The organism is Nocardioides luteus (genome assembly GCF_000960475.2).
GTDB lineage: Bacteria > Actinomycetota > Actinomycetes > Propionibacteriales > Nocardioidaceae > Nocardioides > Nocardioides luteus_A.
In genome coordinates this window covers 42,872-69,264 of sequence record NZ_JZDQ02000017.1, presented here as the reverse complement: position 1 = coordinate 69,264, position 26,393 = coordinate 42,872, and the positions used below count along the sequence as shown (strand labels likewise).

The window sequence follows — 26,393 nt, the reverse complement described above, 5'->3', positions numbered from 1 at the left end:
CCTAGGCGGTGACGGCGCGGTCGGCGGTGCGGCGGACGACCTTGATGAAGGCGGGCCACAGCTGCCGGGGCAGGTCGTGGCCCATGCCCTTGATCAGGGTGATCTCGGAGCCGGGGACGGCCGCAGCCGTCGCACGGCCACCGGAGACGTGGACCATCTTGTCGGCCAGGCCGTGGATCACGCTGAACGGGACCTTGATCCGGCCGAGGTCCTCGGTGCGGTCGGGCTGGGTGAGGATGGCGAGCATCTGCCGGGCCACGGCCGGCCCGCTGACGCCGCGGTTCCAGGTGTCGATCGCGCGCCGGCGTACCTCGTCCTCGGGCTCGGGGTAGGCGGGCGAGCCGATCTGGATGCCGCCCTTGATCTGACGCTCGATGTAGCCCTCCAGACCGGGCTTCTTGATGACCAGCGCGGGTAGCAGGGTCGGGTGCTGGAAGCCGACACCGCGACGGCCGGTCGTGGACATCGTCGAGCAGACCGAGCGCACCCGGTCCGGGTGCCGGATGGCCAGGGTCTGGGCGATCATCCCGCCCATCGACACACCCCATACGTGCGCGGAGTCGATGTCGAGATGGGTCAGCAGCGCGGCCGCGTCGTCGGCGAGATCGGTCAGCGCGTACGGCGACGTGGTCGGCAGCCCCACGAACGCGCGGGCCAGCCGCGCCAGCGTGATCCGCTCGTCGCTCGGGTGGGGCGAGGAGTGGCCGACGTCGCGGTTGTCGTAGCGGACCACGTAGAACCCGGCCGCGGCCAGCTGCTCGCACAGCTGGACGTCCCACCAGGTCATCGGGCCGCCCAGCCCCATGATCAGCAGCAGCGGGTCAGCGCTGGGGTCGCCGAACGTGTCGTACGCGATCTCTACTCCTCCGGGGAGGAAGGCGGTGGACTCGGTCGGCTCGGCGGCGGTGGTCATGTATCGACTTTACCGGGTCAGGCCAGGTCGACCGGTTCGCCGACGACGAAGCCGTCCCAGTCGCTCATGTCTTCCTGGTCGATCTCGATCGCAGGCCCCTCGACGAACATGCCGACCTTTCCGGGACCTTTCGGATAGATCTGGAAGAACGCCGTCAGATCGCCGTGCGAGAGCCGCAGCGAGTTGCTGCTGAACGTCGGACTGAACTCCTCGAGCTCGTCGTGCAGCGCGTCGAGCGGCTCCTGGTGCTCCGTGACGAAGTCTGCCTGGACGTCGTACTTGTACGACTTGTAGTTGTCCGAGGTCCCCTTCTGGGCCACGCCGTCGTAGGCCTCCGTCGCGTCCTCCGGGGACGTGGCAAGTGTCGTGGAGGCGACGGCCGACAGCTCACGTGCCCACGCGAGCACGTCGTCTCGCTGGTGCTCCAGTTCGGTGTAGGTCTGGTCGCTCACTCCACCACATCCTCCGGCGAGCATGATCGTCAGTGCCGCAGCCGTCGCGGCCAGGATCCGGGCGGTCATGAGCCGTCCGTGTCGGGGCTGGTCGGGGTGCGGTCGCTCTCGGGGTCGACCGGACCGCGGTACCACGGGTCATGCACCTGCCCGGCGCGTACGACGTCGTCGTACTGGCCGTTGACGATGTGGGCCATGTTGGCGAGTGACTCCGTGTCGTGGTCGTAGTACTTGACGTGGTCGTCGATGTTGGGGATCGACCCTCTGCTGGTGCTCTCGGCCTGGAAGCGTACGGCACCGAAGTCGTCCTCCGCCGGGTTGTGGCCGAGGCCGGCGCCGGCCATCTGGGCGACGACCCCGCCTAGGGGACCGGTGAGCACACCCGCACCGATGGCCGCAGGACTGACCCATCCGGTCTGCCCCAGTCGGCCGACGAGGTCCTCGCTGTTCGTACCGACGAAGACATGTCCCGAGCCGACACCGAGGTCGTCGGCGGAGTCGGCGTCGTCGCCGGCGCCAGGACTGCCCAGCAGGACGACGTCGTCGGCACCGGGGTGGTGGTCGGTCATGGCATGGGCGACGGTGGTGGACCCGTAGCTGTGGCCGATGGCGGTCAGGTGGAAGTCGTCGGAACGCATGGCGTTGAGCCCGTCGAGGGTGTCGGCGAGCCGCTCTCCGCCGGCGGCGGCCATGCCCTCGGTCGCGACGCCGGCCGAGTCGGCTCCGCTGGGTGCGTCGTAGCCGATCCAGAACATGGTGGCGGTGCTGGTGCCGCCCTCGAAGGACGCTGCCTGATGGAGATTGATCACGTTCTCGGCATTCGACTGGGCCGACTCCATGTCGGTGGTCAGGCCCGGCACGCTGACCGACACGTTGCGCGCCGTGTCGAGGTCGCCGACCGCCATCGCGACCCGTCCGTCGCCGCCGAACGCCATCGGGTCATAGATGTAGACCTGGGCCTCGTAGTGCTCGTTCGTCATCGGGTCCTTGGATCTCTCGATCTTGTCACGCGCGACGTCCGCGGCCTTCGCGTTGTCGTAGCGGGTCTGCTCGTCGTCGGTGCGCTGGTCCTCGGGGATGGCGCCGAGCTCGGCGAGGTCACGGTCGAGCGAGACGGTGTTCGCCGCGCTGCGGTCGGCCGCCGGGATGCCGTCGGTGTTGCCCACGATCTCGGGGTCGGCAGCGATCAGGGCAGCGCGCTGTTCCTCGGTGAGCCCGTCCCACCACGCCTTGACCGCCTTGGGGTCCTTGCCCGACGGCATCGAGTCCCTGGCGGCGTCCGCGGGGTCGGCGACCCCGGCGTACGTCTGGTCGATCTGTGTCTCCGTCATCGCGCCGCGGAGCGCGGCGGTGACCTTGTCCTCGCTGGCCTTGAGGTCCTCGGTCCACCTCACCAGGTCGGACTCGTACGCCTCGATCTGGCTGGTGCAGCGGTCGCAGTCCGCCTTGAGGCGCTGGAGCTCGGCCTCGTCGGTGGGCAGCGGATTCGCCCGGGAGGCGAGCGCGGCGGCCTCGCGGGCCAGGTGCTCCCGGTCGCTCCGGAGCTGTTGATGACGCTTCGCGAGATCGACCAGCTCGTCGCCATGGCCCAGGACGGCGTTGGCCGCGGCGCGCAGCGCCAGCGAGCAGGCGTCCGCGTGCCTGCCGATGGGGCTCAGCGCCTGGACGTACGCGGCGGCCGCCTGGCCGTCGAGGAGGCCGGAGTCCTTGGCCTTCCCGCCGACGAACGAGCCGTGGTCGTCGAAGATCGACGAGGAGGTGCGCAGGGTGGTCCCGGCGTCCTGGACCTTCTCCCCGTCGGCGTCGAACTCAGGTGTCTCGTTCGGTGTCGGCGGCAGGGAGATGGTGATGGTCACCGGATCTCCTTGATGCTGCTCAGCGCCAAGGATGCGTTGATGTCGGTCTTCGCGTCGGTCTGGAGGATGTCGATCGCCGTGCTCCGCAGCCCGTCGGCCTGGGACTCGGAGGCGCTCGCGGACCTGGTGGCGATCGCCTCCCACGCCTCGACGAACCGTCCGACCAGACTCGCCACGGTCGGCGTGAAGCCACCGGTGCCGACCGCCTTGATCTGCTTCGCCGCGGCGGTGAGATGGAGGTTCTCCGTGTCCCAGGCGGCGGCCGTGGACCGGACCTTGGCCGGTTCGACGTGCAGCGTCATGTCAACACCTCCCGCGCGCCCGGCGCGGGATGGAGGACCCGGCCGGTCACGGTCACCACGAGAGCGTGATGGCTCGCGGACCAGGTGCCGACGATCTGGACCTCGGGCTGCGAAGCGGTCCATCGGTGGAACGCCTTCACCGCGAGGCTGGAGCGCCACCTCGCGTCCCGGAACGCCTGGTCGAGGCCCTCCAGGGTCGTGCCGCCGTCGGTCGTGCGCGCCTCGAGCTGGGCCCAGCGGCGTACGTTGTCGTGGTCGTACGTCTCCCACCTGGGGCCGTCTCCGGTCGGCTCCGGGAGGCGGGCGGCGATGGCTGCGACGGTCGCGTCCACCGCTTCCGCCGACCGGCTCAGCTCGTCAGCCGTCGCCTCGGGGGAGGGCTCGGGAGGGTCCGCCGGCGGCAGGATCACGAGGTCGACGTCCGGGCGGCGTGCCCGCAGCGCAGCGAAGAATGGGTCCGTCACGTCGATGCCTCCCGGAACGACATACACCTGAGACGCTCATCAATGCTCGTGTCGCACCACAAGATAGCAACAAAACGGCACCGCGGGCGGTCGCTCGGGAGGACTACGAGCGCAACGAGAAGCGCCGCAAGGACCGGGAGGTCCTTGCCGCGCATCTGGTCCGGCGCAATGCTTCGGGACGCGTAGATCTCGACCCGCTTCGCGGGTTCGCAAGCTCACCCGCTGCGCTCGCTCGATCTCTTCGCGCTGTGACCCGGCGACGTCGTCGCGGGGTCACCGGCTCAGAAGTCGATCGCGCTGTAGGCCTTGAGCTTGGCGAGCTGGTGCTCGGAGGTGACCTTGCGGATCGTGCCCGAGCGGCTGCGCATGACCAGCGAGTCGGTGACGACGGCGCCGTGGGGGAGGTACTGCACGCCCCGCATCAGGTCACCGTCCGTGATGCCGGTGGCGACGAAGAAGCAGTCGTCGCCGGTGACCAGGTCGTTGGTGTGGAGCACGAAGTCGGGGTCGAGGTTGTGGCCGGCGTCGAGGGCGCGCTGGCGCTCCTCGTCGTCCTTGGGCCACAGCCGGCCCTGGATGGTGCCGCCCAGGGCCTTCATCGCGCAGGCGGCGACGATGCCCTCCGGGGTGCCGCCGATGCCCATCAGCAGGTCGGCGCCGGAGCCGGCACGCGCGGCCGAGATCGCGCCGGCGACGTCACCGTCGACGATGAACTTGATCCGGGCGCCGGTCTCGCGGATCTCCTCGACCAGCTTGTCGTGGCGCGGGCGGTCGAGCACGATCACGGTGATGTCGGAGGTCGTGGTGGCCTTCGCCTTGGCCACGGCGGCGATGTTCTCGGCGACCGGCAGACGGATGTCGACGACGTCGGCGGCCTCCGGGCCGGTGACCAGCTTCTCCATGTAGAAGACGGCGCTGGGGTCGTACATGCTGCCGCGCGGGGCGACCGCCATCACCGCGACGGCGTTGCTCATGCCCTTGGCGGTCAGGGTGGTGCCGTCGATCGGGTCGACCGCGACGTCGCACTCGGGTCCGGTGCCGTCGCCGACCTGCTCGCCGTTGAAGAGCATCGGGGCGTTGTCCTTCTCGCCCTCGCCGATCACGACGGTGCCGTTCATGGCGACCGTGGAGATCATCGTGCGCATCGCGTTGACCGCGACACCGTCGGCGCCGTTCTTGTCGCCACGGCCGACCCAGCGGGCGGCGGCCATCGCTGCTGCCTCGGTCACGCGCACCAGCTCCAGGGCCAGGTTGCGGTCAGGGGCGGTGGGGGCGACGCCGAGCGGCTGGGTGTCGTTCATAGGGTTCAATCTATCGGCCGGGCGCGGGGTAGCGCCCGCCGCGTCACTTGATCGATCCAGAGACGAGCCTGACGGCGAACGGTGTTTGCGGTTCGTTCAGCACCCGTTCGGTCGGGCCGTCCTCGACGACGTGACCGTGCTCGATCACCACCACCCGATCGGCGAGCGCGCGGGCGTCGGCGGCGTCGTGGGTGACGATGATGGCGGTCCTGTCCTCGAGGGCGGTGCGCAGCGTCTGCCGCAGGGCGGGGCGTACGTCGACGTCGAGCGAGGCCATCGGCTCGTCGAGCAGGAGCAGCTCGGGGTCGGCGGCGAGTGCCCGGGCCACCGCCACCCGCTGGGCCTGGCCGCCGGAGATGTGGGACGGCTTGCGCCCGGCGAGCGTCTCGGCGCCGACCTCGGTGAGGTGGCGGAGGGCGAGCTCGTTGGCCTGGTGGCGGCGTACGCCTCTCGCCCGCGGAGGGAAGGCGACGTTGGCGAGCACCGACAGGTGCGGGAAGAGGAGCGGGTCCTGGGCGAGGAGAGCGACCCCGCGGGCGTGCGGGGGAGTGGTGTCGACGATGCGGTCGCCGAGGCGTACCTCTCCTTCGTCGGGGCGAAGGAGGCCGGCGATCACGCCGAGGATGCTCGACTTGCCGGCGCCGTTGGGGCCGGTGAGCGCGACGGTCTCGCCGGCGGCCACGTCGAGGGTGACGTCGATGCCGCGCTGGGCGATCACCGCGCGGACGTGGAGCGAGCTCATAGGGCCCTCCCGTGCCGGGCGAAGCCGATCACGGCGACCGCGACGACCACCAGCACCAGCGAGAGCGCGACCGCCGCGTCGGGGTCGTCGACGCGGAGCAGGTAGACCTGCAGCGGCATCGTGCTGGTGACGCCGGGGAGGTTGCCGGCGAAGGTGATCGTGGCGCCGAACTCGCCCAGGCAGCGGGCGAAGGCGAGGACGGAGCCGGAGAGCAGGCCGGGCGCCACGAGGGGGAGGGTGACGCGGCGGTAGACGGTGGTCGGGCGGGCGCCGAGCGTGGCCGCGACCGCCTCGTAGCGCGTGCCGCTGGTGCGCAGCGCACCCTCGAGGCTGATCACCAGGAACGGCAGCGCCACGAACGTCTGCGCCATGACCACGGCGAGGGTGGTGAACGGGATCTGGATGCCGACCAGGTCCAGCGACTGCCCCAGCAGCCCGCGGCGGCCGAACGTGTAGAGCAGCGCCAGGCCGCTGACCACCGGCGGCAGCACGAGCGGGAGGAGCACCAGCGAGCGCACCAGTCCCTGGCCGCGGAAGCCGGTGCGGGCCAGGACGGTGGAGAGAGGTACGCCGAGGACGATGCACAGCAGTGTGCTGGCCCCGGCGGTGCGCAGACTGAGCCAGAGCGCCTCCAGCGCGGAGGGCGAGGTGATCAGCGCCGGGAAGCTCGCCAGGTCGACGCGGAGGATGATCGCGGCGAGCGGGACGATGATGAACGCCGCCGCCAGGCCCGCCGGGAGCCACAACCAGCGTGGCATCCCGACGGACGGACCGGCCCCCCGCTGCCGGTCCGTCCGTCCGGACCTCCCGAGAAGATCAGGGCTGGCCGAAGCCGGCATCGCTGAGCACCTTCTGCCCGGACTCGCTGCGCACCAGGTCGACGAACTCCTGGGCGAGGTCGGCGTCGTCGGCGCCGTCGAGGGCGCTGATCGGGTAGGTGTTCACGACCTCGTCGGACTCCGCGAACTCGACGCCCGTCACGGTGCCGCCGGCGGCGGTCACGTCGGTGACGTACACGAGCCCGGCGTCGGCGTCACCGGAGGTGACCTTGGCGAGTACGTCGCTGACCGACTGCTCCTCGCTGACCGGCTCGATGTCGACGCCGGTCTTCTTCTCCATCTCGGCGGTCGCGCTGCCGCAGGGGACCTCGGCCGCGCAGACGACGACCTTGGTGCCGGCCTTGGCCAGATCCTGGAAGCCGCCGATCTCGGCCGGGTTGCCTGGAGGTGTGGCGATCTCGAGCGTGTTGGAGGCGAAGTCCTGAGGGTCGGTGGCCAGGTCGCCGAGCTTGTCCATGTTCTTGGTGTCGGCCGAGGCGAAGACGTCCGCCGGGGCGCCGTCCTCGATCTGGGCGACCAGGTCCGAGGAGCCGCCGAAGCTGGTCGTCACCTTCACGCCGGGATGTTCCTTCTCGAACTGCTCGGCCAGCTCCGTGAACGTGTCGGTCAGCGAGGCGGCCGCGAAGACGGTCAGCTCCCGCTTCTCCGTCCCCTCGCTCGAGCTCCCGCATCCGGCGAGCGCGAGCAGGGCGGTCACGGCGACGACGGCGGAGATACTGGTCCTCGTGATCATGGGCGCTCCACTACGACGTTGGTTGACTTGATCGACGCCACGGCACTGACGCCGGGCTCGAGCCCGAGCTCGACGGCAGCCTCGGCACTCATCAGCGAGACGATCCGATAGGGGCCGCAGACCATCTCCACCTGGGCCATCACGGTGTCCAGGGTGGTCTTGGTGACGATCCCGAGCATCCGGTTGCGGGCGCTGACCGCCTTCGTCCGGTCCGGGTTGGGGGCGTCGGCCAGCTCCGAGGCCAGGGCGGCCAGGACGATGCCGTCGATGACCGCACGGCCGTTCTCGGTGCTCGCCTCGATCCGCCCCGCGTCGACCCAGCGGCGCACGGTGTCGTCGCTGACGCCGAGGAGCTCGGCGGCTTCGGCGATACGGTACGAGGTCACCGGAGGAGTATCGCATCTGCGGAGCGATTGCGCGGAAAGTCTCCTCATCTGCGGAACACGTGGCCCCGGTGCTCGAGCTTGTCGAGACCACGATTCGAGCGAACATCGCCCGAGTGGGACCATGGAGGACGTGAGCGAGACCGATCAGCAGCAGCCGGCCCAGCCGTCGAGTGAGTCGACGAGCGAGCAGCCGGAGACCCCGGCGCGCAGCTATCCGCGTACGTTCGGTGCTCTCATCGGATCGATGATCTTCCTGCTCGTCCTGGTCGTCCCGATCGTGCTCGTCGTGCAGTGGCGCGGCAACCTCGAGCGCGAGGTCAGCGGTGCCAACCAGACCTACAAGGCCGACTGGGCCGAGGCCGTACGCAGCGCCCAGGTCGCCGATCTCGACGTCGTCTACCCCCGCGAGCTGCCCTCGGGCTGGTACGCCAACACCGACCCCTCCTACAAGGGCGGTGAGGAGCCGGCCTGGACCATGTCGTTCGTCAAGGGCGAGACCTCCTACGTCGGCCTGGAGTTCTCCACCCGCTCCGCGCAGGCGCTGGCCCAGAAGAACGTCGACCCCCAGGCCAAGAAGGGCGACCAGGTCGACATCCCGACCGATGTCGCCACCACCTGGACCGAGTGGTCCGACTCCGACGGCGACACCGGCTACTCCACCGAGGTCGACGGCCAGACCCTCATGCTCTGGGGTCCCAAGGACGGCGACGTCCGCGACTACCTCGCGCTCCTCACCACCGAGCCGCTGAAGTAGCGAGAAGTCACCCCCGTCGGGCGAGGCGTCAGGTAGGTCGGGCGAGACGTCAGGTAGGTCGGGCGAGGTGGCACCCTCGTGACAACTCGGCCAGCGAGAGTGACGCCTCGACCGACGTACGCGACGCCTCGACCGACGGGGTGACGCCTCGGCCGACGTACGCGACGGCTCGACCGGCCGGGGCGACGGCTCGGCTGACGTACGCGACGGCTCGGCCGACGCAGCTGACGGCTCGGCGGTCAGTCGTCGGCGATGGCGGCGTCGATCTTCTTGCGGGCGCCGTCGAGCCACTCCTGGCACAGGGTGGCGAGCTTCTCGCCGCGCTCCCACAGGGCCAGGGACTCCTCGAGGGTGATGCCGCCGGCCTCGAGCTTGCGGACGACCTCGACCAGCTCCTCGCGCGCCTGCTCGTAGGACAGGTCCTTGTCGGTGTCGCGGTCAGTCATCGGTTGGGTCCTTCTCGGTCGAGGTGATGGTGGCGGCCAGGCGGCCGTCGGCGAGGCGGATGCTGACGGCGGCGCCCTCGGCGGTGTCGGCGACGCTGGTGAGTACGTGTCCGTCGGCATCCTGGGCGACGGCGTACCCCCGCCTCAGCGTCTCCAGAGGCGAGAGGGCGCGGGCGCGGGCGCGGTGGTGGCCGATGTCGTCGGCGGCCCGGTCGAGGGCGTGCCCGACGGTGCGGCGGGCACGGTCGCGCAGCGAGGTGACCTCGTCGCGCCGGGCGTCGATCAGCGAGCGTGGGTCGGCCAGCACCGGACGCGAGCGCAGGGCGTCCAGGAGCGTCTGCTCGCGGTGGATCAGCGCGGCGATCCCGCCGCGGAGGCGGTCGCGACCGGTCGCGACGATCCGCTGCTCCTCGACCACGTCGGGTACGACGAGCTTGGCGGCGTCGGTCGGCGTCGAGGCACGTACGTCAGCGGCGAGGTCCAGCAGCGGTGAGTCGGGCTCGTGGCCGATGGCGGAGACGATCGGGGTGCGGGCCGCGTGCACCGCGCGGATCAGGTGCTCGTCGGAGAAGGGCAGCAGGTCCTCGACGGAGCCGCCGCCGCGGGCGACGACGATGACGTCCACCTCGGGGTCGCGGTCGAGCCGCTGCAGCTTCTCGACGACGTCGGCGGCGCTGCGCGAGCCCTGCATCGCGGCGTACGCCACCTCGAACTGCACCTGCGGCCACCGTCGCCGCGCGTTCTCGAGCACGTCGCGCTCGGCCGCGGAGTTGGCCGCGGTGACCAGCCCGACCTTGGTCGGCAGGAAGGGGAGCGGCCGCTTGAGCTCGGCCGCGAAGAGTCCCTCGGCGGCGAGGAGCTGGCGGCGCTGCTCGAGCCGGGCGAGCAGCTCGCCGAGCCCGACCGGCCGGATGTCGCGGGCCTGGAGCGACAGGGTGCCGCGGTTGGCGTAGTAGGACGGCTTGGCGTGGATGATCACCGAGGCGCCCTCGACCAGCGGCGGGTTGAGGCTGTCGAGCAGGAACCGCGTGCACGTCACCGGCACCGAGATGTCGGCCACCGAGTCGCGCAGGGTCAGGAAGACCGTCTGCATCCCCGGCCGCCGGCTCAGCTGCGCCACCTGCCCCTCCACCCAGACCGCACCGAGCCGGTCGATCCAGTTGCCGATCGCGTTCGCGATCTGCCGCACCGGAGCGGGCGACTCGGGGGAGGTGTCCAGGGCCATGCCGCCAACCCTAGTGCCGCCGAGTCGGCTCATCCTGACCCAGATCCCCGCCGAGTCGGCGCGTCATGACGAGCCGACTCGGCGAGAAACTCGGTCAGGATGCGCCGACTCGGCGGGTTTCAGGAGGGATCTCTAGACTGATCCCATGAGCATCGACCTCGGCACCCCACGCCTGATCTCCGACGACGAGAAGGCTGTCCTCCTCGCGGAGCCGCGCGGTTACTGCGCCGGGGTGGACCGGGCCGTGATCACGGTGGAGCAGGCGCTGGACCTCTACGGCGCGCCGGTCTACGTGCGCAAGGAGATCGTGCACAACAAGCACGTCGTCGACGACCTCCGCAACCGCGGCGCGGTCTTCGTCAACGAGCTCGACGAGGTGCCTTCCGGTGCGACCGTCGTCTTCTCCGCCCACGGCGTCTCCCCGGCGGTCCACGCCGACGCCGCCGTGCGCGAGCTGAAGACCATCGACGCGACCTGCCCGCTGGTCACCAAGGTCCACCTGGAGGCCAAGCGGTTCGCGCGCGAGGGCTACAGCATCCTGCTGATCGGCCACGCCGGTCACGAGGAGGTCGAGGGCACCATGGGCGAGGCGCCGGAGGCGACCACGCTCGTCGAGGGGCCCGATGACGTACCGGGTGTCGAGGTTCCCGACCCCTCCAAGGTCGTCTGGCTCTCCCAGACCACGCTCTCGGTCGACGAGACCATGGAGACCGTCGCCGCGCTCCGAGAGAAGTTCCCCGAGCTGCTCGACCCGCCCAGCGACGACATCTGCTACGCCACCCAGAATCGTCAGCTGGCGGTTAAGGAGATCGGCGCGGCCAGCGACCTGGTCATCGTGGTGGGCTCCGGCAACTCCTCCAACTCGGTCCGTCTGGTCGAGGTCGCGCTCGAGGCCGGCGCCAAGGCCGCCTACCGCGTCGACGACGCCAGCGAGATCGACGAGTCCTGGCTCGATGGCGTACGCAGCGTCTCGGTCACCTCCGGAGCCAGCGTCCCGGAGAAGCTGGTCGAGGGTGTCGTCGAGTTCCTCAAGGAGCGAGGCTTCCCCGACGCCCTGGCGCACAAGAGCGCCGAGGAGTCGCTGATCTTCGCGCTCCCCAAGGAGCTGCGCAAGGATCTGAAGGCGGCTTCGGCAAGGGGTTGATCCCTGCCTGCCCGGGGGCGTTAGGGTCGAGGGGTGGCCCGATTTCTCGACGTACACCCTGACAACCCGCAGCCCCGTCTGATCAGCCAGGTCGTCGATGCCCTGCGTGACGACCAGCTGATCGCGTACCCGACCGACTCCGGCTACGCGCTCGGCTCGCGGATCGGCAACAAGGACGGACGCGACCGGATCCTGCGGATCCGCGGTCTCGACGACCGCCACCACTTCACGCTGATCTGCAAGGACTTCGCGCAGCTCGGCACGATGGTCCACGTCGACAACAGCGCGTTCCGGGCGATCAAGCACGCGACCCCGGGGCCCTACACGTTCATCCTTCCGGCGACCCCTGAGGTGCCGCGGCGGCTGATGCACCCGAAGAAGAAGACCGTCGGCGTACGCATCCCCGAGCATGCGGTCGTGCAGGCGCTGCTCGAGGAGCTCGGCGAGCCGCTGCTCTCCTCCACGCTGATCCTGCCCGGCGAGACCGAGCCGGAGGTCTTCGGCTGGAACGTCAAGGAGGCGCTCGACCACCAGGTCGACATCGTCATCGAGGCCGGTGAGACCCCGGCCGAGCCGACCACGGTCATCGACTGGTCCGACGGTCAGCCCGAGATCATCCGTGAGGGTGCCGGCGACGTGTCCGGCTTCCTGGCCCTGGACTGAGGAGCTCAGGACCTTTCGCTCAGGAGGCGAGCGCGCTCTCGTGCTCGACCTCGTCGCTCTGCTCGATGCGCTGCCTGAGGACCCGGCGGCGCATCGCCAGGCTGCCCAGACAGCCGGCGTAGCCGATGAAGAGGCTGATCGCATGATGGCCCAGACCGCTGAACACGGCTTGGACGAAACCGTCGTCGGCATCGGCGATCGACCCGGGCTGGGTCGCGGCGAGCAGGATGAAGATGCCGAGCATGATCAGCGGTGGCAGCACGCCGACCACGAAGAAGTCGCTGGGCCGGACGATGAGCGCAAGCGTCAGCGCGATCACCACGAAGGTGAGGTCGAAGAGCAGGCCGATCCTGTCGTCGATGAGCAGATCGACGAAGGTCACGGTCAGCGAGGTGGCGGATCCGAGCGCGACGACGTGGCGGCCGGACTCGCGTCCTTCCTCCCAGATGGTGCGCTGACTCATGGGGTCACGATCTCTCGTATGCAGCCTGTGTATCAGAACCCACGGTAGGGCCCGGCACACCGTCATTCTCGGCGGCGCGCCGATCATCTTCCCGCACGCTGCTGAGCCGCTCCACAGCGCGGATCTCGACGGGACGAGGCGTCTCGAGATCGTCGTCGGTTACCGATAATTCATTGAAACGACGGGCGGCCACCAGGACCCGGTTGTCGAGGGATCCGATCGCCTGGTTGTAGCGTGTCACGGCCGTGTTGAGCGAGCGCCCGATCCCGTCCAGATGGGCGGACATCGTGGAGAGGCGCTGGTGCAGATCACGGCCGAGCCGGTGGATCTCCCGGGCCTGCTCGGCGAGCGCCTCGTGGGACCACCCGTGGGCGACCGTGCGCAGCAGCGCGATCAGCGTGGTCGGCGAGGCCAGCACGACCCGGCGCTCCGCGGCGTACTCGATCAGGCCGGGCTCCGTCTCCAGCGCCGCCGAGAGGAACGACTCGGCCGGAACGAAGAGCACGACGAACTCCGGGGACTCCTCCAGGAAGCGCCAGTAGGCCTTCGAGGCCAGCTGGTCCACATGCGTACGCAGCTGGGCGGTGTGTCGGCGCAGGTGGGCGCGGTAGTCGTCCTCGTTGTCCGCGGCCGCGGCGTCGAGATAGGCGTCGAGCGGGACCTTGGAGTCGACGACCAGCTCCTTGTTGCCGGACAGGTGCACCACCAGGTCGGGGCGCAGCCGTCCGTCCTCGAGGTGGACCTGCTCGGAGAAGTCGCACTTGTCCACCAGGCCGGCCAGCTCGACCGCGCGGCGCAGGTGCATCTCGCCCCAGCGGCCCCTGACCTGAGGCTTGCGCAGCGCTGTCGACAGCGACCGGGTCTCGGTCTGCAGCCGCCCGACCTCGGTCTCGAACTGTCCCTGCCAGCGCGCCCGCTCGCGGTCGAGATGCTGCATCTGGTCGCTGAGCCGGTCGAGCCCCTGCATCACCTCGGCCTGGTCCACCATCCCGGCCGCGACCGTCTCCACGCTCCGCGCCCGCACCCAGAGCACGCCGAGGAGCGCACCCAGGACGAGACCGATCGCCAGCCCGAGCACAAGGATCCAGATCTCCATACCTGCGATCCTCCCAGGGACCACCGACACTTTTGTTCGATGGGCTCAGCGCGGCTGAACGTGGTTGCATGGAGACATGGCTTACGACGCCGAGCTCGCCGCACGTGTCCGTGACCTGATGCCTGCCGGGGCCACCGAGGTGAAGATGTTCGGTGGGCTGGCGTTCATGGTGAACGGCAACATGGCCTGCGCGGTCGGCGCCGACGACCTGCTCGTACGCACCGGCAGGTCGGCCTACGAGGCCGCCATCGCGGCGGGCGCCGAGCCGATGGTCATGGGTGCCCGGACGATGTCCGGCTACGTCAACGTCGCCGCCGACCTGCTGCGCGGCGATGCGCTCGCCGACTGGGTCAGCCGCGGCCTCGCCACCGCCGAGTCGCTGCCGCCCAAGCCACCGAAGTAGGCGGCCCTAGTCGGCCAGGTCGACGATCACCGGAGCGTGGTCGGAGGGCGAACCCGTGCCGATCGCGGGGTTGCGCTCGTCGAGATCGACGAAGGCCCCGGTGACCCGCGACGCGAACGACGGCGAGCCGAGGACGAAGTCGATGCGCAGGCCGCGGTTGCGCTCGAAGCGCTGCCGGTAGTAGTCGAAGTAGGTGTAGGCCTCGGGGCCGGGCACGAAGGGGCGTACGACGTCCTTGAAGTCCTTCTCGATGGCGAAGAAGGCGTCGCGCTCGGCAGGGGTGAGGTGGGTCTTGCCGACGAACTGCTTGGGGTCGAAGCAGTCTTCGTCGTAGGGGCAGACGTTCCAGTCGCCGACCATCGCCGAGGGGCCGTCGTACCAGGCGGTCGCGGCCTTCTGCAGGGCGGCGAGCCACTCCAGCTTGTAGGCGTAGTGCGGGTCGTCGGGCTTGCGGCCGTTCGGGACGTAGACCGAGGTGACGCGTACGCCACCGCAGGTCGCGGTCAGCGCCCGCGCCTCCGCGACGTCCTTGAACGACGGCATCCCCTCGAACCCGATCTGGATGTCGGACAGACCGACGCGGGAGATCAGCGCGACGCCGTTCCACTGGTCATAGCCCACCGAGGCGACCTCGTAGCCGCGGGCCTCCAGGCCCATCGTCGGGATCTGGTCGGGCTTGGCCTTGGTCTCCTGCAGGGCGAGCACGTCGATCGAGTGTCGCTCGACGAAGGCCTCGACGCGGTCGATGCGGGAGCGGATGGAGTTGATGTTCCAGGTGGCGATACGCACGCCCGTCAGACTATCGAGAAGCCGTCGTGGACTAACGTTTGAGGCGTGGGCAGCGCGACGATCGAGATGCACGGGGTCCGTCGTCTCTATGAGCAGGCCGACCTCTCCGAGCTGACCGCCCTCGACGACATCGAGCTGACCATCGAGCCCGGTACGTTCGTGAGCATCATCGGACCCTCGGGCTGCGGCAAGTCGACCCTGTTGCGGCTGATCAGCGGCCAGGAGAAGCCGGACGCGGGCACGATCACCGTGTGCGGCCTGACCCCGAAGGAGGCCGCCGAGGCGAAGGCCTTCGGCTTCGTGCCGCAGAGCCCCGCGCTGCTGCCCTGGCTGAGCGTGCTCGGCAACGTGACGCTGCCCCACAAGGTCAACCGGCGTGGGGCCGCCCGCCGGCGCTCACGAGGCGAGGACGACCGCGGCCGCCCCGACCTCGAGGCGATGCTGCGCGAGGTCGGCCTGGGGGAGTCGCTCCACAAGCTCCCCGCCGAGCTGTCCGGCGGCATGAAGCAGAGGACCGCGATCGTACGCGCCTTCGGGCTGCGCCCCGACGTGCTCCTGCTCGACGAGCCGTTCGGTGCGCTCGACGAGTTCACCCGCGAGGCGCTCCAGGAGCAGCTGCTGGAGCTGTGGGAGCAGACCCGGGCGACGGTCGTCTTCGTCACCCACTCGATCTCGGAGGCCGTCAGGCTCTCGGACAAGGTCGTGGTGATGGCTCCGCGACCGGGCCGGATCACCGACGTGATCGACATCGACCTGCCGCGCCCGCGGCACCAGGAGATCATCACCTCGCCGGAGTTCCACGCCTACGAGCTCGCCCTCCGCGAGAGCCTGCGGGACGCCTTCAGCCACAGCGGGGTCGTCCGGTGAGGGAGGTGCTCGGTGAGGTGGTCGCTCCGGCCGCCGAGACGGCCGCCGGGACAGCCGGCGCGCGACGTCTCCGTCACCGCGCCCGGATGCTCCGGCCGGCGTACTGGCTTCCGTTCGTCCTCCTCCTCGTCGTGCTCGGGTTCGGGTGGGAGCTGGGCGCGCGGCGGATGCCCTACCTGTTCGCCCCGCTGGGCGACATCGGCGGCGTGCTGACCGACGACCCCGGCTACTTCCTGACGAACACCCTGGTCACGCTGCGCGAGGCGCTGGTGGGGCTCGGGATCGGCTTCGTCGCCGCCTTCGCGCTCGCCGTCGTGGTGAGCGAGATAGGGGTGGTGCGGCGGGCGGTGATGCCGGTGGCCGTGGTGCTCTCGGTGACGCCGCTGGTGGCGATCGCGCCGCTGCTCGTGGTCGCGCTCGGGTTCGGGATGGGCCCGAAGGTCGTGCTGACCGCGCTGGTCTGCTTCTTTCCGATCCTGATCAACGTGGCGACCGGGCTCCGGGCGGTGCCGGCGCCGGTGCTTCAGGTCTACCGCACGGTGGCCGCGAGCCGGCTGGAGGTGCTGCGGCACCTGCGGGTCCCGGCCTCGCTGCCCTACGTCTTCGCGTCCCTGCGGATCGTCTTCCCGCTGTCGATGATCGGCGCCGTCGTCGCGGAGCTCTCCGCCGCGGGCTCGGCCGCCGGGCTCGGCAGCGTGATACAGGTGGCCAGCTCGCAGAACAGACTGGCTACGGTGTGGGCAGCGATCTTCGTCCTCGCGGCGCTCGGATCGCTGCTGTTCTGGGTCGTGACCCTCGCCGAACGGCGAGTGCTCCACTGGCACCAGTCCTGACCTGACTCGAAGGAGCCCTTGATGTCTCGCGTACGTCCGATCGCCGCTGCCCTCACGTCGGCGGTCGTCCTGCTGGGTGCCCTGTCCGCCTGCGGGTCCTCCCAGGGCTCCGACTCCGCTGGTGAGAAGGGGAGCGCGGTCTCCGCCGAGCGCTGCAAGGAGAACGAGAAGGCCGGCAAGATCACCTACATGTCGGGCTACTACTGGCAGGCGTCAGCCTCGATCATGGAGGCCATCGCCGCGGACCGGCTCGGCTACTTCGACGATCTCTGTCTCGACGTCGAGCTCCAGCCGGGCTCGGGCGACGTCTCCCAGAACGCCAAGCTGATCGCCGCCGGGAAGGTCCAGGTCGGACCGCTCTCGGAGCAGGACATCATGACCTCCAACGCCAGCGGCCTGAAGGTTCTCGGCGTCTCGTCCTACTCCAACGCGGGTCTCGACGTGCTGATGACCGGCACCTCGATCACCGACCTGAAGCAGCTCGAGGGCAAGACCCTCGGCCACAAGGGTTGGGTGCCGGTCGGTGTGCAGGCGATGCTGGCCGAGGCCGGGGTGGACATGTCGAAGGTGAAGCAGGTCAAGGTCGGCTACGACCCCGGCATCCTGCCCCGCGGCCAGGTCGACGCGCTGGTCGGCTTCGTCTCCAACGAACCCAACCAGCTCGAGGACGCCGGCGAGAAGGTCACCGTCTGGGAGCCGACCGACTTCAAGGTGCCCGGTTCCCTCGGCGCCTACTCGGTCAACCCCGCCTGGGCCCAGAAGCACCCCACCGCGGTCCAGGACTTCCTGCGCGCCGTCTTCAAGGCCTACGCCTACTGTGCCGCCGACGAGCACGTCGAGGAGTGCATCGGCTACCAGCACGACCTGGCCGGCGCCGAGTCCGACGAGAAGCACGAGACCGCGATCTGGCGCACCGAGGTCGAGGTCGCCGCCGACAACCCGCTCCCGGGCAGGTTCGGCTCGGTCGACCCCGACAACGTCGCCGCGCTGGCCGAGGTCGTGACGAAGTACGCAGGGCAGAAGGTCACCCCCGAGCAGGCCGCCTCCTGGTTCGACACGTCCTTCGCCGAGGCCGTGGTGGGCGACGACGACAAGGTGATCTGGCCGGCCCCCTAGCCCAGAGGTTGTGAAGCCGAGAGTGACCCATAGGCCACTCTCGGCTTCACAACTCTCTCCGTCAGTACGTCAGCCCGTGCCCGAGCGGGAAGAGGCCCGGGATCTCCACCGGGAGCCTGCCGCTCGGGTTGACCTCGCCGTAGAGCACCCGCACCAGCGACTCGAGCTGGTGGGAGGTGTAGCCATAGGTGTCGAGAACCGTCGTCGCGTCCGGGAAGGACTTGATGTCGTAGGGGTTGCGCATCGCGGCCACGATCACCGGGGTGTCGGTGGCGAGCAGGGCCTTGACCAGCTTGGTCTGGGCGACGGCCGCCGGGGTCGGCTCGCCCGTCGCCGGGTTGATCTGCCAGGCGTTGTTGGTCGGCACGACCACCAGATCCTTGCCCTGGGCGGCCTGGACAGCGGCGTCGATCTGCGCGTCGGTCGGCGTGGTGCCCGACTGCAGCACCTGGGTCGTCGCTCCGCGTTTCTGCAACCCGGCCGCGATGCCTGCGGTCGTGTCGACACCCCAGCCCGCGACCAGGACGTTCTTCGGCCCGGGCGTCAGCGGCAGCAGGCCGTCGTCGTTCTTCACCAGCGTGGTGGTGCGGTCGGAGATCGCCTGGGCGTCGGCCTTGTGCACGGGGTTGCTGAAGACGGCCGGTGCGGCGGTCGGGTCGACGTACGGGCTCTCGAAGATGTCGTTGTCCAGCTTGTGCCTCAGGATCCGGTAGACCGACTCGTCGAGCCGCTGTCGCGAGATCCGGCCGTCCTTCACGGCACCGAGGACCGCGGCGTACGCCGTGTCCATCTTCGGCGGGATGAGCAGCTGGTCCGCGCCGGCGAGGAACGCCTCGACCGGAGCGACGTCGGGCGGATAGGTTGCGCTCGCGCCCTGCATGTCGAGGGCGTCGGTCACGATCAGGCCGTCGAAGCCGAGCTCCTCGCGGAGCAGGCCGGTGAGGATCGGCTCCGACATGGTGGCCGGCTCGCCGCTCGGGTCGATCGCGGGCACGGTCACGTGGGCGGTCATGATCGCGTCGATCCCGGCGTCGATAGCGGCCTCGAACGGCGGCAGGTCGATCTGCTCGAGCTGCTCGCGGCTGTGGGTCACCTCGGGCAGGCCGTAGTGGCTGTCGGTGCCGGTGTCGCCGTGTCCGGGGAAGTGCTTGGCGATCGAGGAGAGGCCGCCCGCGTCGAAGCCACCGACCTCGGCGGCGACGATGTCGGCGACCGCGGCGGAGTCGGCTCCGGCGCTGCGGATGCCGATGACCGGGTTGTTGGGGTTGAGGTTGACGTCGGCGACGGGCGCGTAGTCCTGGGTGACCCCGACCGCGGCCAGCTCGGTGCCGATCACCTCGGCGGACCGGGCCGCGTCGGCGGTCGAGCCGTCGGCGCCCAGCGCCATCTGGCCCGGCATCTGGGTCGCGCCGCTGGCCGGCCCGAAGCGGGCCACCAGGGCGCCGCCCTCCTGGTCGACGGCGATGTTGAGCGGGATCTTGGGCCGCTGCTGCAGCGCGGCGTTCTGGAGACCGTTGGAGAGCGTCGCCACCTGGGCGGGGTCACCGATGTTGTCGGGCCCGCGGGTGGTGAAGTAGATGACGCCACCGGGCTGGTACTTCGCGATCGCCTGCGCCGGGGTGTCCACGCCGTAGAGCTTCTGGTTGCCGGCCTTCGCGGTGTCGCTGACGTTGGTGGCGTCGCGCCCGTAGACCTCGATCACGAAGAGCTGGCCGACCTTCTGCTGGAGCGACATGTGACGCATCAGCGAGACGATCTGGCGGTGCTGGGCGGAGGCCATGTCGGCGTCGGACTGCCCGGCGGTCGCCGTGGGGCGGTCCGGTTCGGCGGCGTGGGTTGCTGCGTACGGCATCGCAACCGCCACCGCGGCGGCGAGTCCCGCAGCCGCCAGCCTTCCACGTCTGGTCAGTGTCGTTCCGCTCATGACAACCTCCCCGTCTGCACCGCTGCTGTGCGGCACGGCGATTCACTTTAGGGGCTACCAACGGGTCACGGAAGAAAATTGGCGACTCCACGCAAGCGGACACGCCGAATCGGTCGTTGTGGCGGACGAAACTCGACTTTCGTCGCCCACGTCTACAGATTCGCCTGCCACAACTACCGATTCGGCGGACGAATTTTCTGGATCGGTGGACAGAACGACTCCGCAGGGCCAGGGTGAACCTTCGTGCGCATCGTTGTCGGAGCCGCAGCGGCGGCCACTCTCGCCCTCACCACCCTCACCCTCGCGCCGGCGGCGGAGGCTGTGCCGCCAGGGGGTGCGTACGACTGGACGTCGGTGAACGTCGACACGACCCAGGGATTCCGGGCGCTCGATGCGGTCGACGCGGAGACCGCGTGGGTCGGCGGCGACGGCGGGGGAGTGTTCCGTACGACGGACGGTGGCGACACCTGGGACGAGGTCTCGCCTCCCGGATCCGAGGGGCTGCTCTTCCGTGACGTCGAGGCGCGCTCGGCGAGCGAGGCGGTGGTGCTCTCCATCGGCGAGGGCGAGGCGAGCCGGATCTACAAGACCGTCGACGGTGGCGCGACCTGGACCGAGACGTTCCGCTCCGCGGAGCCGACCTCGTTCTATAACTGCCTCGACTTCTGGCCCGGCGGCAGGCGGGGCATCGCGATGAGCGACCCGGTCGGCGGCGAGTGGCGGATCATCACCACCGCCGACGGCGGCGACACCTGGCAGATCGCGGACACGCAGGGCCTCGAGGCACCGGGCGAGTACGGCTACTCGGCCAGCGGGACCTGCCTGGTCACCGCGGGCGCCCACGACGCCTGGATCGGCGGCGGCGGTGCCGCGGCGAAGATCTACGCCACCCATGACGGCGGCCGCTCCTGGTCCTCGGCCGACTCCACCATCGCGACCGGCGAGGCCGCCGGGGTCTTCGGGCTCGGCTTCCGCAACCCTCGCCAGGGGATCGCGGTCGGCGGCGACTTCGGCCTCGAGGACGACGGGGTGGACCGCGCTGCCTACTCCACCGACGGCGGCCGCACCTGGACCAACTCCGCCTCCGACCTGGGTGGATACCGCGAGGCGGTGGCGTGGGTCGGCGGTCGCACCGCGATCGCCGTCGGCCCCGACGGCAGCGACGTCAGCCACGACAACGGCCGCTCCTGGAAGCCGTTCGGCGCCGCCCAGACCCGCTTCCACACCGTCGACTGCGCCGACGGCACCTGCTGGGCCGCCGGCGCGGGTGGACGGGTCGGCGTGCTCAGCCGCTGACCGTCAGATGGTGAGCCCGATCGTCATCGGGCCGCTCGGCGCCATCTCGTGCTCGCCGCGCTCGATGCAGAACTCGTTGCCCTCGGGGTCGCGGAGCGCGACGAAGCCGGACCCGTCCTCCTTGCGGTGGTCGCCGAAGACGGTGGCGCCGAGCGAGAGCGCGCGCTCGACCAGCTCGTCGCGGGTGGTGTCCTCGGGCTTGATGTCGATGTGGACCCGGTTCTTCGCCGTCTTCGCCTCGGGCACCGGGACGAAGAGGAACATCAGCTCCTTCGACGGGAAGCTCCGGGCGACGATCACCTCGGGGTCCTCGTCGTAGAAGAGGTGCCAGCCGGTCACCGCCGACCAGAACTCGGCGAGCCTGCGGGGTTCGGCGCTGTCGAAGGTGAGATGGCGGATCTGGATCGTCATGGGCGGATCATCCTCCGAAGCCGGCCGGTGGGAAACGGGTTATTCGACGAACCCCGAGACCGTACGCGGCGTGGCCGCTGCCGCGAGCGCGACGGCGGTCTCGAGCGGCACGTCGGGGATGGCGACGTACTCCTGTCCGGCCGCGGTCATCGCGATGACCTGGGCCAGGCCGATCCGGCGGTCGAAGAAGGTCTGCCGGACCCGCCAGCCGATGACGCCGTCGGTCTGCAGGGCGGTGCGTACGGCGGTGTAGGAGCCGGAGCGGACCACCAGGTAGCGGTCGGTGAGGGTGTGGCCGAGGTGGCGGTGGCGAAGCTCGGCGCCGACCAGGCCGATGACGAGGGCGACCACCATCACCACGACCGGGATCCACCAGAGCCAGGCGTCGCCGAAGACGCCGATCAGCACGGTCGGGACGAGCGCGACCAGCGTCCAGACCAGGGTGGCCACGGCCGCGCGGAACCAGTAGCGCCGGCGGGGCTTCGGGCCGTGGCCGGTGAGCGCCGCCGAGAACGCGTCCTCGCCGAGGATGTCGGTGCCGACGGCCGACACGACCGACTCGGGCGCCGTCGGCAGGACCGCGGGAGAGTTGTCGTCGAGGCCGGTCGTGAGGAGGTTGAGGTCGGCACCGCCGGCCAGGCCGATCAGCGGGCCGACGGTGGAGGTGGCGCCGCGTACCTTCGCCTCTTCCACCGTCGTGGCCCGGGTGCTGGTCAGGCCGAAGCTACGCCGCAGGGTGGTGCCTTCGCGGCCCTGCTCGCGCACGACCTGGAGGTCCCACCAGCGCACCGCGTAGCCCACGCACGAGCCGACCGCCCACACCACGGCCGCGGCGATCAGCGCGAGCGGGATGGCGAGGACCAGCATGTGCAGCAGCGAGTCGATCGGGCGTCCGTTGATCTCGCCGTCGTCGACCCGGATCCCGATCAGCCGCTCCCACGGGATGACGTCGGAGAAGGCGCCGAAGAAGGCGGCCAGACCGCCGAGCGCGATCGCGAGGTTCTTGAGGTTGAGCGGGGCGTACTTGATCCAGGACCAGTCGAGCCTGGCGACGACCTCACCGGCTGCCGGCGGCGCTTCCTCGACCGAGGTCGCGGCGGCGGTCTCCCCGGAGGCGGCGGGCGTCGAGGGCGCCGCGTGGAGCAGCTCGCGCCGCAGCCGCGCGGCCGCGTCCTTGGTCAGTGAGTCGAGGGTGATCTGGCCCTCGTCGACACCGGTGCCGACGTTGACCTTGGTGACCCCGAGCGCACGGTGGATGAGCGTCGAGCTGAGGTCGACGCTGCGCACCCGGTCGAGGCGCGCGGTCAGGGTGGTGCGGTTGAGCAGCCCCTTGCGTACCTCCAGGTGGGTCGGGGTCACCCGGTAGGTCGTGGTCAGCCAGGGGACCAGGCCGGCCAGGGCCGCGACGGCCGCGATGCCGAGCGCGACGAGCAGACCGATGAGCACGTTCGCCTGCCCGGCGCCGAAGGCACCGACCGCGGCCGGGATGATCGCCTGGCGCAGCGTCGAGAGCGGGCTGACGATCGCGGTCCAGCCGGCCAGCCGCTGCCAGTCCGCGTCCGGGATCCGGGGGACCTCGGGGACCTCGGGTGTGCTCACGTCGCGTCCTCGGGCGTCGCGGCGGTGATGGCGACCAGCTTCGCGACCACCTCGAGCGCGAGCGCTTCGTCGAGGCAGGCGATCTCGACGATGCCGGCCGAGGAGGCGGTGGAGACCTTGACCGTACGCAGCCCGAACTGCCGCATCAGTGGCCCTTGGGTCGAGTCGACCGTCTGCACCCGGGAGAGCGGCACGATCTCGTCGACGACGGTGATCCATCCGTGGCGTACGTGGACGGCGATGTCGGTCACCTCCCACCGGTGGATCCGGAACCGGATCGACGGCACGAAGGTCAGCCCGGGCACCGGTGCCAGGACGAAGACCAGCGCGGCCAGCCAGAGGATCCAGGTCCAGAAGCCGTCCGGCACCAAGAGGGCCGCCACGGCCGCACCGATGGCCAGGACCAGCCAGATCACGGCCCCGATCGCCTCCGCGGTGCGCCAGTAGGCGGGTGCTCGCTCGGAGACCTGATGGGCGGGTTCGCGCAGTCGCTGTGGTGCGTCGGCAGTCACGGCGCGAGCCTATTGGGTCGGCTCCCTTTACCGTCTGGATTTGTGGTCGGCGATTACGGAGGCGTACCAGTCGAAGGAGTCGCGCGGCGTGCGCACGAGGGTGTCGTAGTCGACGTGCACCAGCCCGAACCGCTGGGTGTAGCCCTCGGCCCACTCGAAGTTGTCCATCAGCGACCAGCAGTAGTAGCCGGCGACGTCGATGCCGTCGGCGACCGCGCGCTCGACCTGGCGCAGGTGCAGGTCGAGGTAGGCGATCCGGTCGGCGTCGCCGTCACCGGGAGCGGTGTTGTAGGAGGCGCCGTTCTCGGTGATCACGAACGGCGGGTGCTCCGGGTAGCGCTGGTGCAGCGAGGTGAGCAGCTCGTGGAGCCCGTCGGGGACGACCGGCCAGCCGAAGTCGGTGGTCGGGTAGCCGGTGATCGGCGGCTGCTCGATCGGGTTGGCGGATCCTGCCGGGGCGGCCGCTGCCGCCGTGGGGTTGTAGTAGTTGAGCCCGTAGAAGTCGACCGGCGTGCTGATCACCTCGAGGTCGCCGTCCTGGACCGGGAAGAGCGCGGCGAGATCCTCGGGGTAGCTGCCCAGCAGCACCGGGTCGGCGAAGGAGTGGTTCCACAGCGTGTCCAGCAGCCCCGCGGTCGCGACGTCCCCCTCGGAGTCGGTCGCGGGCCAGACCGGCATGTGGTTGGTCGCGGTGCCGATGCTCGTGGCGCCCGCGGCGCGCAGCGCCTGCACCGCCAGCCCGTGGCCGAGCAGCAGATGGTGGCCGGCCGGCAGCGCGTCGAAGACCAGCGCCTCGCCAGGGGCGTGCATGCCCAGCGCGTGGCCGAGGACGGTCACCACGTTCGGCTCGTTCACCGGGCACCAGTGGGCGACGCGATCGGCGAGGCGCTCGCCCATCACCGCTGCGTACTCTCCGAACCGCTGCGCCGTCTTCCGGCTCAGCCAGCCGCCGTGGGCATCCTGCAGCACCTGCGGGGTGTCCCAGTGGAACAGCGTCGCCATCGGCGCGATGCCGCGCTCGAGCAGCCCGTCGACGAGGCGGTCGTAGAAGTCGAGGCCCTTCTGGTTGATGTCGCCCGAGCCGGTCGGCAGGACGCGCGACCAGGAGATCGAGAAGCGGTACGCATCCAGCCCGAGCCGCGCCATCAGCTCCAGGTCCTCGTCGAGCCGGTGATAGTGGTCGCAGGCCACCTCGCCGCTGCTGTCGTCGACGATCCGTCCGGGCTCGGCGCAGAAGGTGTCCCACACCGAGGGGCCTCGGCCGTCCTCGGCGGCCGCCCCCTCGATCTGATAGGCGGCGGTGCTGGCGCCGAAGCGGAAGCCGGTCGGAAGGCTGGTGCCGGGAAGCTCGCTCACGCAACCACAGTGTGCCCCTTGCCCTGGGGTGCCGTCCGCGGTTTCGGGGGAAGGCGGCGTACGACTCTAGGATTGTCGATCGTGGCACTCACCATCGGCATCGTGGGACTTCCCAACGCGGGCAAGTCGACCCTCTTCAACGCTCTGACCAAGAACGACGTACTCGCGGCGAACTACCCCTTCGCCACCATCGAGCCCAACGTCGGCGTCGTCGGAGTCCCCGACGAGCGCCTGGCCGAGCTGGCGAAGATCTACGGGTCCCAGAAGCTGCTGCCGGCCACGGTGCAGTTCGTCGACATCGCCGGCATCGTGCGCGGCGCCTCGCAGGGTGAGGGCCTGGGCAACAAGTTCCTCTCCCACATCCGTGAGTCCGACGCGATCTGCCAGGTCACCCGGGTCTTCCGCGACGACGACGTGACCCACGTCGACGGCAAGGTCGAGCCCGCCAACGACATCTCCACCATCCAGACCGAGCTGATCCTCGCCGACCTGGAGACGGTCGAGAAGGCGATCCCGCGGCTGGAGAAGGAGTCGCGCAAGCAGCCTGACCTGAAGGCCAACCTGGCCGCCGTGGTCGAGGCCAAGGAGGCCCTCGAGGCCGGCACCCCGATCATCGCCACGAAGATCGACCGCGCCCTGATCCGCGACCTGATGCTGCTCACCGCGAAGCCCTACATCTTCGTCTTCAACTGCGACTCCGACGAGCTCGCCGACGAGTCCTTGAAGGACTCGATGCGGGAGCTGGTCGCCCCCGCCGAGGCCATCTTCCTGGACGCGAAGTTCGAGTCCGAGCTCGTCGAGCTCGACGAGGACGAGGCCCGCGAGTTCCTGGCCGACGCCGGCGTCGAGGAGCCCGGCCTGGACGTCCTCGCCCGGGTCGGCTTCGACACCCTCGGCCTGCAGACCTACCTCACCGCCGGCCCCAAGGAGGTCCGCGCGTGGGAGATCCCCAAGGGCGCCACCGCCCCCGAGGCCGCCGGTGTCATCCACACCGACTTCCAGAAGGGCTTCATCAAGGCCGAGATCGTCTCCTACGACGACCTCATCGCCGCCGGCTCCGTCGCCAAGGCCCGTGACCTCGGCAAGGTCCGTATGGAGGGCAAGGACTACGTCATGGCCGACGGCGACGTGGTGGAGTTCCGCTTCAACGTCTGAGCGACGGCCGACATCGGTCGTCCCCGCACTCACGCCAACACTGGAGGTTCCATGCCCAAGGGCTACTGGGTCAGCGTCTACCGCACCATCTCGGACCCCGAGAAGCTGGCTGCCTACGGCAAGCTCGCCCCGGCGGCCGTCGAGGCGGGCGGCGGTCGGGTCCTCACCCGCGGCAGTCGGGTCGTGGCGCACGAGGCCGGGATCGCCGAGCGCACCGTGCTGATCGAGTTCGACAGCTTCGAGCAGGCCGTCGCGACGCACGAGAGCGCCGCCTACCAGGAGGCGCTGGCGGCCCTCTCGGACGGTGTCGAGCGCGACTTCCGCATCGTCGAAGGCCTCGACTGATCCAGGTC

Annotated in this window: 30 protein-coding genes; 10 read left to right on the top strand and 20 right to left on the bottom strand. The window is 70.2% G+C overall.

Annotated features, from left to right (window positions below):
- Position 1: 1 nt before the first annotated feature.
- The 10 genes from UG56_RS13570 to UG56_RS13525 all read right to left on the bottom strand — a co-directional run bounded on the left by UG56_RS13570 (position 2) and on the right by UG56_RS13525 (position 7,988).
- The gene (locus UG56_RS13570) at positions 2–913 is read right to left on the bottom strand and encodes an alpha/beta fold hydrolase (RefSeq protein WP_045548494.1); all 912 of its coding nucleotides are present in this window, start codon (positions 911–913) and stop codon (positions 2–4) included.
- Between the two features lie 17 nt (positions 914–930).
- Complete coding sequence (locus UG56_RS13565) at positions 931–1,434, bottom strand: hypothetical protein (protein ID WP_045548493.1); 504 nt, start codon at positions 1,432–1,434, stop codon at positions 931–933.
- Complete coding sequence (locus tag UG56_RS13560; protein WP_052693481.1) at positions 1,431–3,221, bottom strand: alpha/beta hydrolase; 1,791 nt, start codon at positions 3,219–3,221, stop codon at positions 1,431–1,433. Before UG56_RS13560 ends, UG56_RS13565 begins: the two co-directional genes overlap by 4 nt.
- Positions 3,218–3,523 (bottom strand): hypothetical protein, encoded by a 306-nt coding sequence (locus UG56_RS13555; RefSeq protein ID WP_045548492.1) that lies wholly within the window; start codon positions 3,521–3,523, stop codon positions 3,218–3,220. The genes UG56_RS13560 and UG56_RS13555 overlap by 4 nt, the downstream gene beginning before the upstream one ends.
- Positions 3,520–3,987 carry a hypothetical protein gene (locus UG56_RS13550; RefSeq protein ID WP_143055028.1) on the bottom strand — a complete coding sequence of 156 codons (468 nt, stop codon included), beginning with the start codon at positions 3,985–3,987 and terminating at the stop codon, positions 3,520–3,522. The genes UG56_RS13555 and UG56_RS13550 overlap by 4 nt, the downstream gene beginning before the upstream one ends.
- 281 nt (positions 3,988–4,268) lie before the next feature.
- Complete coding sequence (glpX, locus tag UG56_RS13545) at positions 4,269–5,288, bottom strand: class II fructose-bisphosphatase (RefSeq protein WP_045548490.1); 1,020 nt, start codon at positions 5,286–5,288, stop codon at positions 4,269–4,271.
- A gap of 43 nt (positions 5,289–5,331) precedes the next feature.
- Positions 5,332–6,030: an ATP-binding cassette domain-containing protein gene (locus UG56_RS13540; protein ID WP_052693479.1), complete on the bottom strand. Its 699-nt coding sequence runs from the start codon at positions 6,028–6,030 to the stop codon at positions 5,332–5,334.
- Complete coding sequence (locus tag UG56_RS13535) at positions 6,027–6,788, bottom strand: ABC transporter permease (RefSeq protein ID WP_045548489.1); 762 nt, start codon at positions 6,786–6,788, stop codon at positions 6,027–6,029. The genes UG56_RS13540 and UG56_RS13535 overlap by 4 nt, the downstream gene beginning before the upstream one ends.
- A 58-nt stretch (positions 6,789–6,846) precedes the next feature.
- Positions 6,847–7,602 carry a molybdate ABC transporter substrate-binding protein gene (gene modA, locus UG56_RS13530; protein ID WP_045548488.1) on the bottom strand — a complete coding sequence of 252 codons (756 nt, stop codon included), beginning with the start codon at positions 7,600–7,602 and terminating at the stop codon, positions 6,847–6,849.
- Positions 7,599–7,988 (bottom strand): TOBE domain-containing protein, encoded by a 390-nt coding sequence (locus UG56_RS13525; RefSeq protein ID WP_084101032.1) that lies wholly within the window; start codon positions 7,986–7,988, stop codon positions 7,599–7,601. Before UG56_RS13525 ends, modA begins: the two co-directional genes overlap by 4 nt.
- 130 nt (positions 7,989–8,118) lie before the next feature.
- Here UG56_RS13525 and UG56_RS13520 point away from each other — a divergent pair, with 130 nt between their 5' ends.
- Complete coding sequence (locus UG56_RS13520) at positions 8,119–8,742, top strand: DUF4245 family protein (RefSeq protein WP_177191482.1); 624 nt, start codon at positions 8,119–8,121, stop codon at positions 8,740–8,742.
- 239 nt (positions 8,743–8,981) lie between these two features.
- On the opposite strand, the gene UG56_RS13515 is transcribed toward UG56_RS13520, so the two are convergent.
- Together UG56_RS13515 and xseA are read right to left on the bottom strand one after the other, a co-directional pair.
- Positions 8,982–9,188 (bottom strand): exodeoxyribonuclease VII small subunit, encoded by a 207-nt coding sequence (locus tag UG56_RS13515; protein ID WP_045548485.1) that lies wholly within the window; start codon positions 9,186–9,188, stop codon positions 8,982–8,984.
- Entirely contained in the window at positions 9,181–10,413 is a 1,233-nt protein-coding gene (gene xseA, locus UG56_RS13510; RefSeq protein ID WP_045548484.1) for an exodeoxyribonuclease VII large subunit, read from the bottom strand. The genes UG56_RS13515 and xseA overlap by 8 nt, the downstream gene beginning before the upstream one ends.
- Before the next feature lie 145 nt (positions 10,414–10,558).
- Between xseA and UG56_RS13505 the strand changes: the two genes are divergently transcribed.
- Both UG56_RS13505 and UG56_RS13500 read left to right on the top strand, forming a co-directional pair.
- Positions 10,559–11,557, top strand: coding sequence for a 4-hydroxy-3-methylbut-2-enyl diphosphate reductase (locus tag UG56_RS13505; RefSeq protein WP_045548483.1), 999 nt, complete (start codon positions 10,559–10,561; stop codon positions 11,555–11,557).
- A gap of 33 nt (positions 11,558–11,590) precedes the next feature.
- Positions 11,591–12,220 (top strand): L-threonylcarbamoyladenylate synthase, encoded by a 630-nt coding sequence (locus tag UG56_RS13500; protein WP_045548482.1) that lies wholly within the window; start codon positions 11,591–11,593, stop codon positions 12,218–12,220.
- Between the two features lie 19 nt (positions 12,221–12,239).
- On the opposite strand, the gene UG56_RS13495 is transcribed toward UG56_RS13500, so the two are convergent.
- Both UG56_RS13495 and UG56_RS13490 read right to left on the bottom strand, forming a co-directional pair.
- A complete protein-coding gene (locus UG56_RS13495) occupies positions 12,240–12,683 on the bottom strand; it encodes a DUF6542 domain-containing protein (RefSeq protein WP_045548481.1) in 444 nt (147 codons plus the stop codon).
- A 4-nt stretch (positions 12,684–12,687) separates the two neighbouring features.
- Positions 12,688–13,779, bottom strand: a complete 1,092-nt coding sequence (locus tag UG56_RS13490) for a DNA recombination protein RmuC (RefSeq protein ID WP_084101030.1) — start codon at positions 13,777–13,779, stop codon at positions 12,688–12,690.
- 76 nt (positions 13,780–13,855) lie between these two features.
- Here UG56_RS13490 and UG56_RS13485 point away from each other — a divergent pair, with 76 nt between their 5' ends.
- The gene (locus tag UG56_RS13485) at positions 13,856–14,182 is read left to right on the top strand and encodes a TfoX/Sxy family protein (protein ID WP_045548480.1); all 327 of its coding nucleotides are present in this window, start codon (positions 13,856–13,858) and stop codon (positions 14,180–14,182) included.
- Between the two features lie 6 nt (positions 14,183–14,188).
- Here the strand turns inward: UG56_RS13485 and UG56_RS13480 are convergent, their stop codons facing one another.
- Entirely contained in the window at positions 14,189–14,971 is a 783-nt protein-coding gene (locus UG56_RS13480; RefSeq protein WP_045548479.1) for an exodeoxyribonuclease III, read from the bottom strand.
- 45 nt (positions 14,972–15,016) lie between these two features.
- Between UG56_RS13480 and UG56_RS13475 the strand changes: the two genes are divergently transcribed.
- From UG56_RS13475 to UG56_RS13465, 3 genes are read left to right on the top strand one after another with little or no spacing between them, the layout of a single operon-like run.
- The gene (locus UG56_RS13475; protein ID WP_084101028.1) at positions 15,017–15,838 is read left to right on the top strand and encodes an ABC transporter ATP-binding protein; all 822 of its coding nucleotides are present in this window, start codon (positions 15,017–15,019) and stop codon (positions 15,836–15,838) included.
- Positions 15,835–16,671 (top strand): ABC transporter permease, encoded by an 837-nt coding sequence (locus UG56_RS13470; RefSeq protein ID WP_256206618.1) that lies wholly within the window; start codon positions 15,835–15,837, stop codon positions 16,669–16,671. Before UG56_RS13475 ends, UG56_RS13470 begins: the two co-directional genes overlap by 4 nt.
- Positions 16,672–16,692: 21 nt before the next feature.
- Complete coding sequence (locus tag UG56_RS13465) at positions 16,693–17,787, top strand: ABC transporter substrate-binding protein (protein ID WP_045548478.1); 1,095 nt, start codon at positions 16,693–16,695, stop codon at positions 17,785–17,787.
- Between the two features lie 61 nt (positions 17,788–17,848).
- On the opposite strand, the gene UG56_RS13460 is transcribed toward UG56_RS13465, so the two are convergent.
- A complete protein-coding gene (locus UG56_RS13460) occupies positions 17,849–19,711 on the bottom strand; it encodes a glycoside hydrolase family 3 protein (protein WP_045548477.1) in 1,863 nt (620 codons plus the stop codon).
- Positions 19,712–19,954: 243 nt separating this feature from the next.
- Here UG56_RS13460 and UG56_RS13455 point away from each other — a divergent pair, with 243 nt between their 5' ends.
- The gene (locus UG56_RS13455) at positions 19,955–21,007 is read left to right on the top strand and encodes a WD40/YVTN/BNR-like repeat-containing protein (protein WP_045548476.1); all 1,053 of its coding nucleotides are present in this window, start codon (positions 19,955–19,957) and stop codon (positions 21,005–21,007) included.
- 3 nt (positions 21,008–21,010) lie between these two features.
- Here the strand turns inward: UG56_RS13455 and UG56_RS13450 are convergent, their stop codons facing one another.
- From UG56_RS13450 to UG56_RS13435, 4 genes are read right to left on the bottom strand one after another with little or no spacing between them, the layout of a single operon-like run.
- Complete coding sequence (locus UG56_RS13450) at positions 21,011–21,418, bottom strand: VOC family protein (protein ID WP_045548475.1); 408 nt, start codon at positions 21,416–21,418, stop codon at positions 21,011–21,013.
- Positions 21,419–21,457: 39 nt separating this feature from the next.
- A complete protein-coding gene (locus UG56_RS13445) occupies positions 21,458–23,017 on the bottom strand; it encodes a PH domain-containing protein (RefSeq protein WP_071327065.1) in 1,560 nt (519 codons plus the stop codon).
- Positions 23,014–23,529 (bottom strand): PH domain-containing protein, encoded by a 516-nt coding sequence (locus UG56_RS13440; protein ID WP_045549845.1) that lies wholly within the window; start codon positions 23,527–23,529, stop codon positions 23,014–23,016. The genes UG56_RS13445 and UG56_RS13440 overlap by 4 nt, the downstream gene beginning before the upstream one ends.
- A gap of 27 nt (positions 23,530–23,556) precedes the next feature.
- Positions 23,557–24,885, bottom strand: a complete 1,329-nt coding sequence (locus tag UG56_RS13435; protein ID WP_045549846.1) for a GH1 family beta-glucosidase — start codon at positions 24,883–24,885, stop codon at positions 23,557–23,559.
- An 81-nt stretch (positions 24,886–24,966) separates the two neighbouring features.
- Here UG56_RS13435 and ychF point away from each other — a divergent pair, with 81 nt between their 5' ends.
- Together ychF and UG56_RS13425 are read left to right on the top strand one after the other, a co-directional pair.
- On the top strand, positions 24,967–26,040 hold the full coding sequence (gene ychF, locus UG56_RS13430; protein WP_045549868.1) for a redox-regulated ATPase YchF: 1,074 nt from the start codon (positions 24,967–24,969) through the stop codon (positions 26,038–26,040).
- Between the two features lie 51 nt (positions 26,041–26,091).
- The gene (locus UG56_RS13425) at positions 26,092–26,385 is read left to right on the top strand and encodes a DUF1330 domain-containing protein (RefSeq protein ID WP_045549847.1); all 294 of its coding nucleotides are present in this window, start codon (positions 26,092–26,094) and stop codon (positions 26,383–26,385) included.
- The last annotated feature ends 8 nt before the right edge of the window (positions 26,386–26,393 follow it).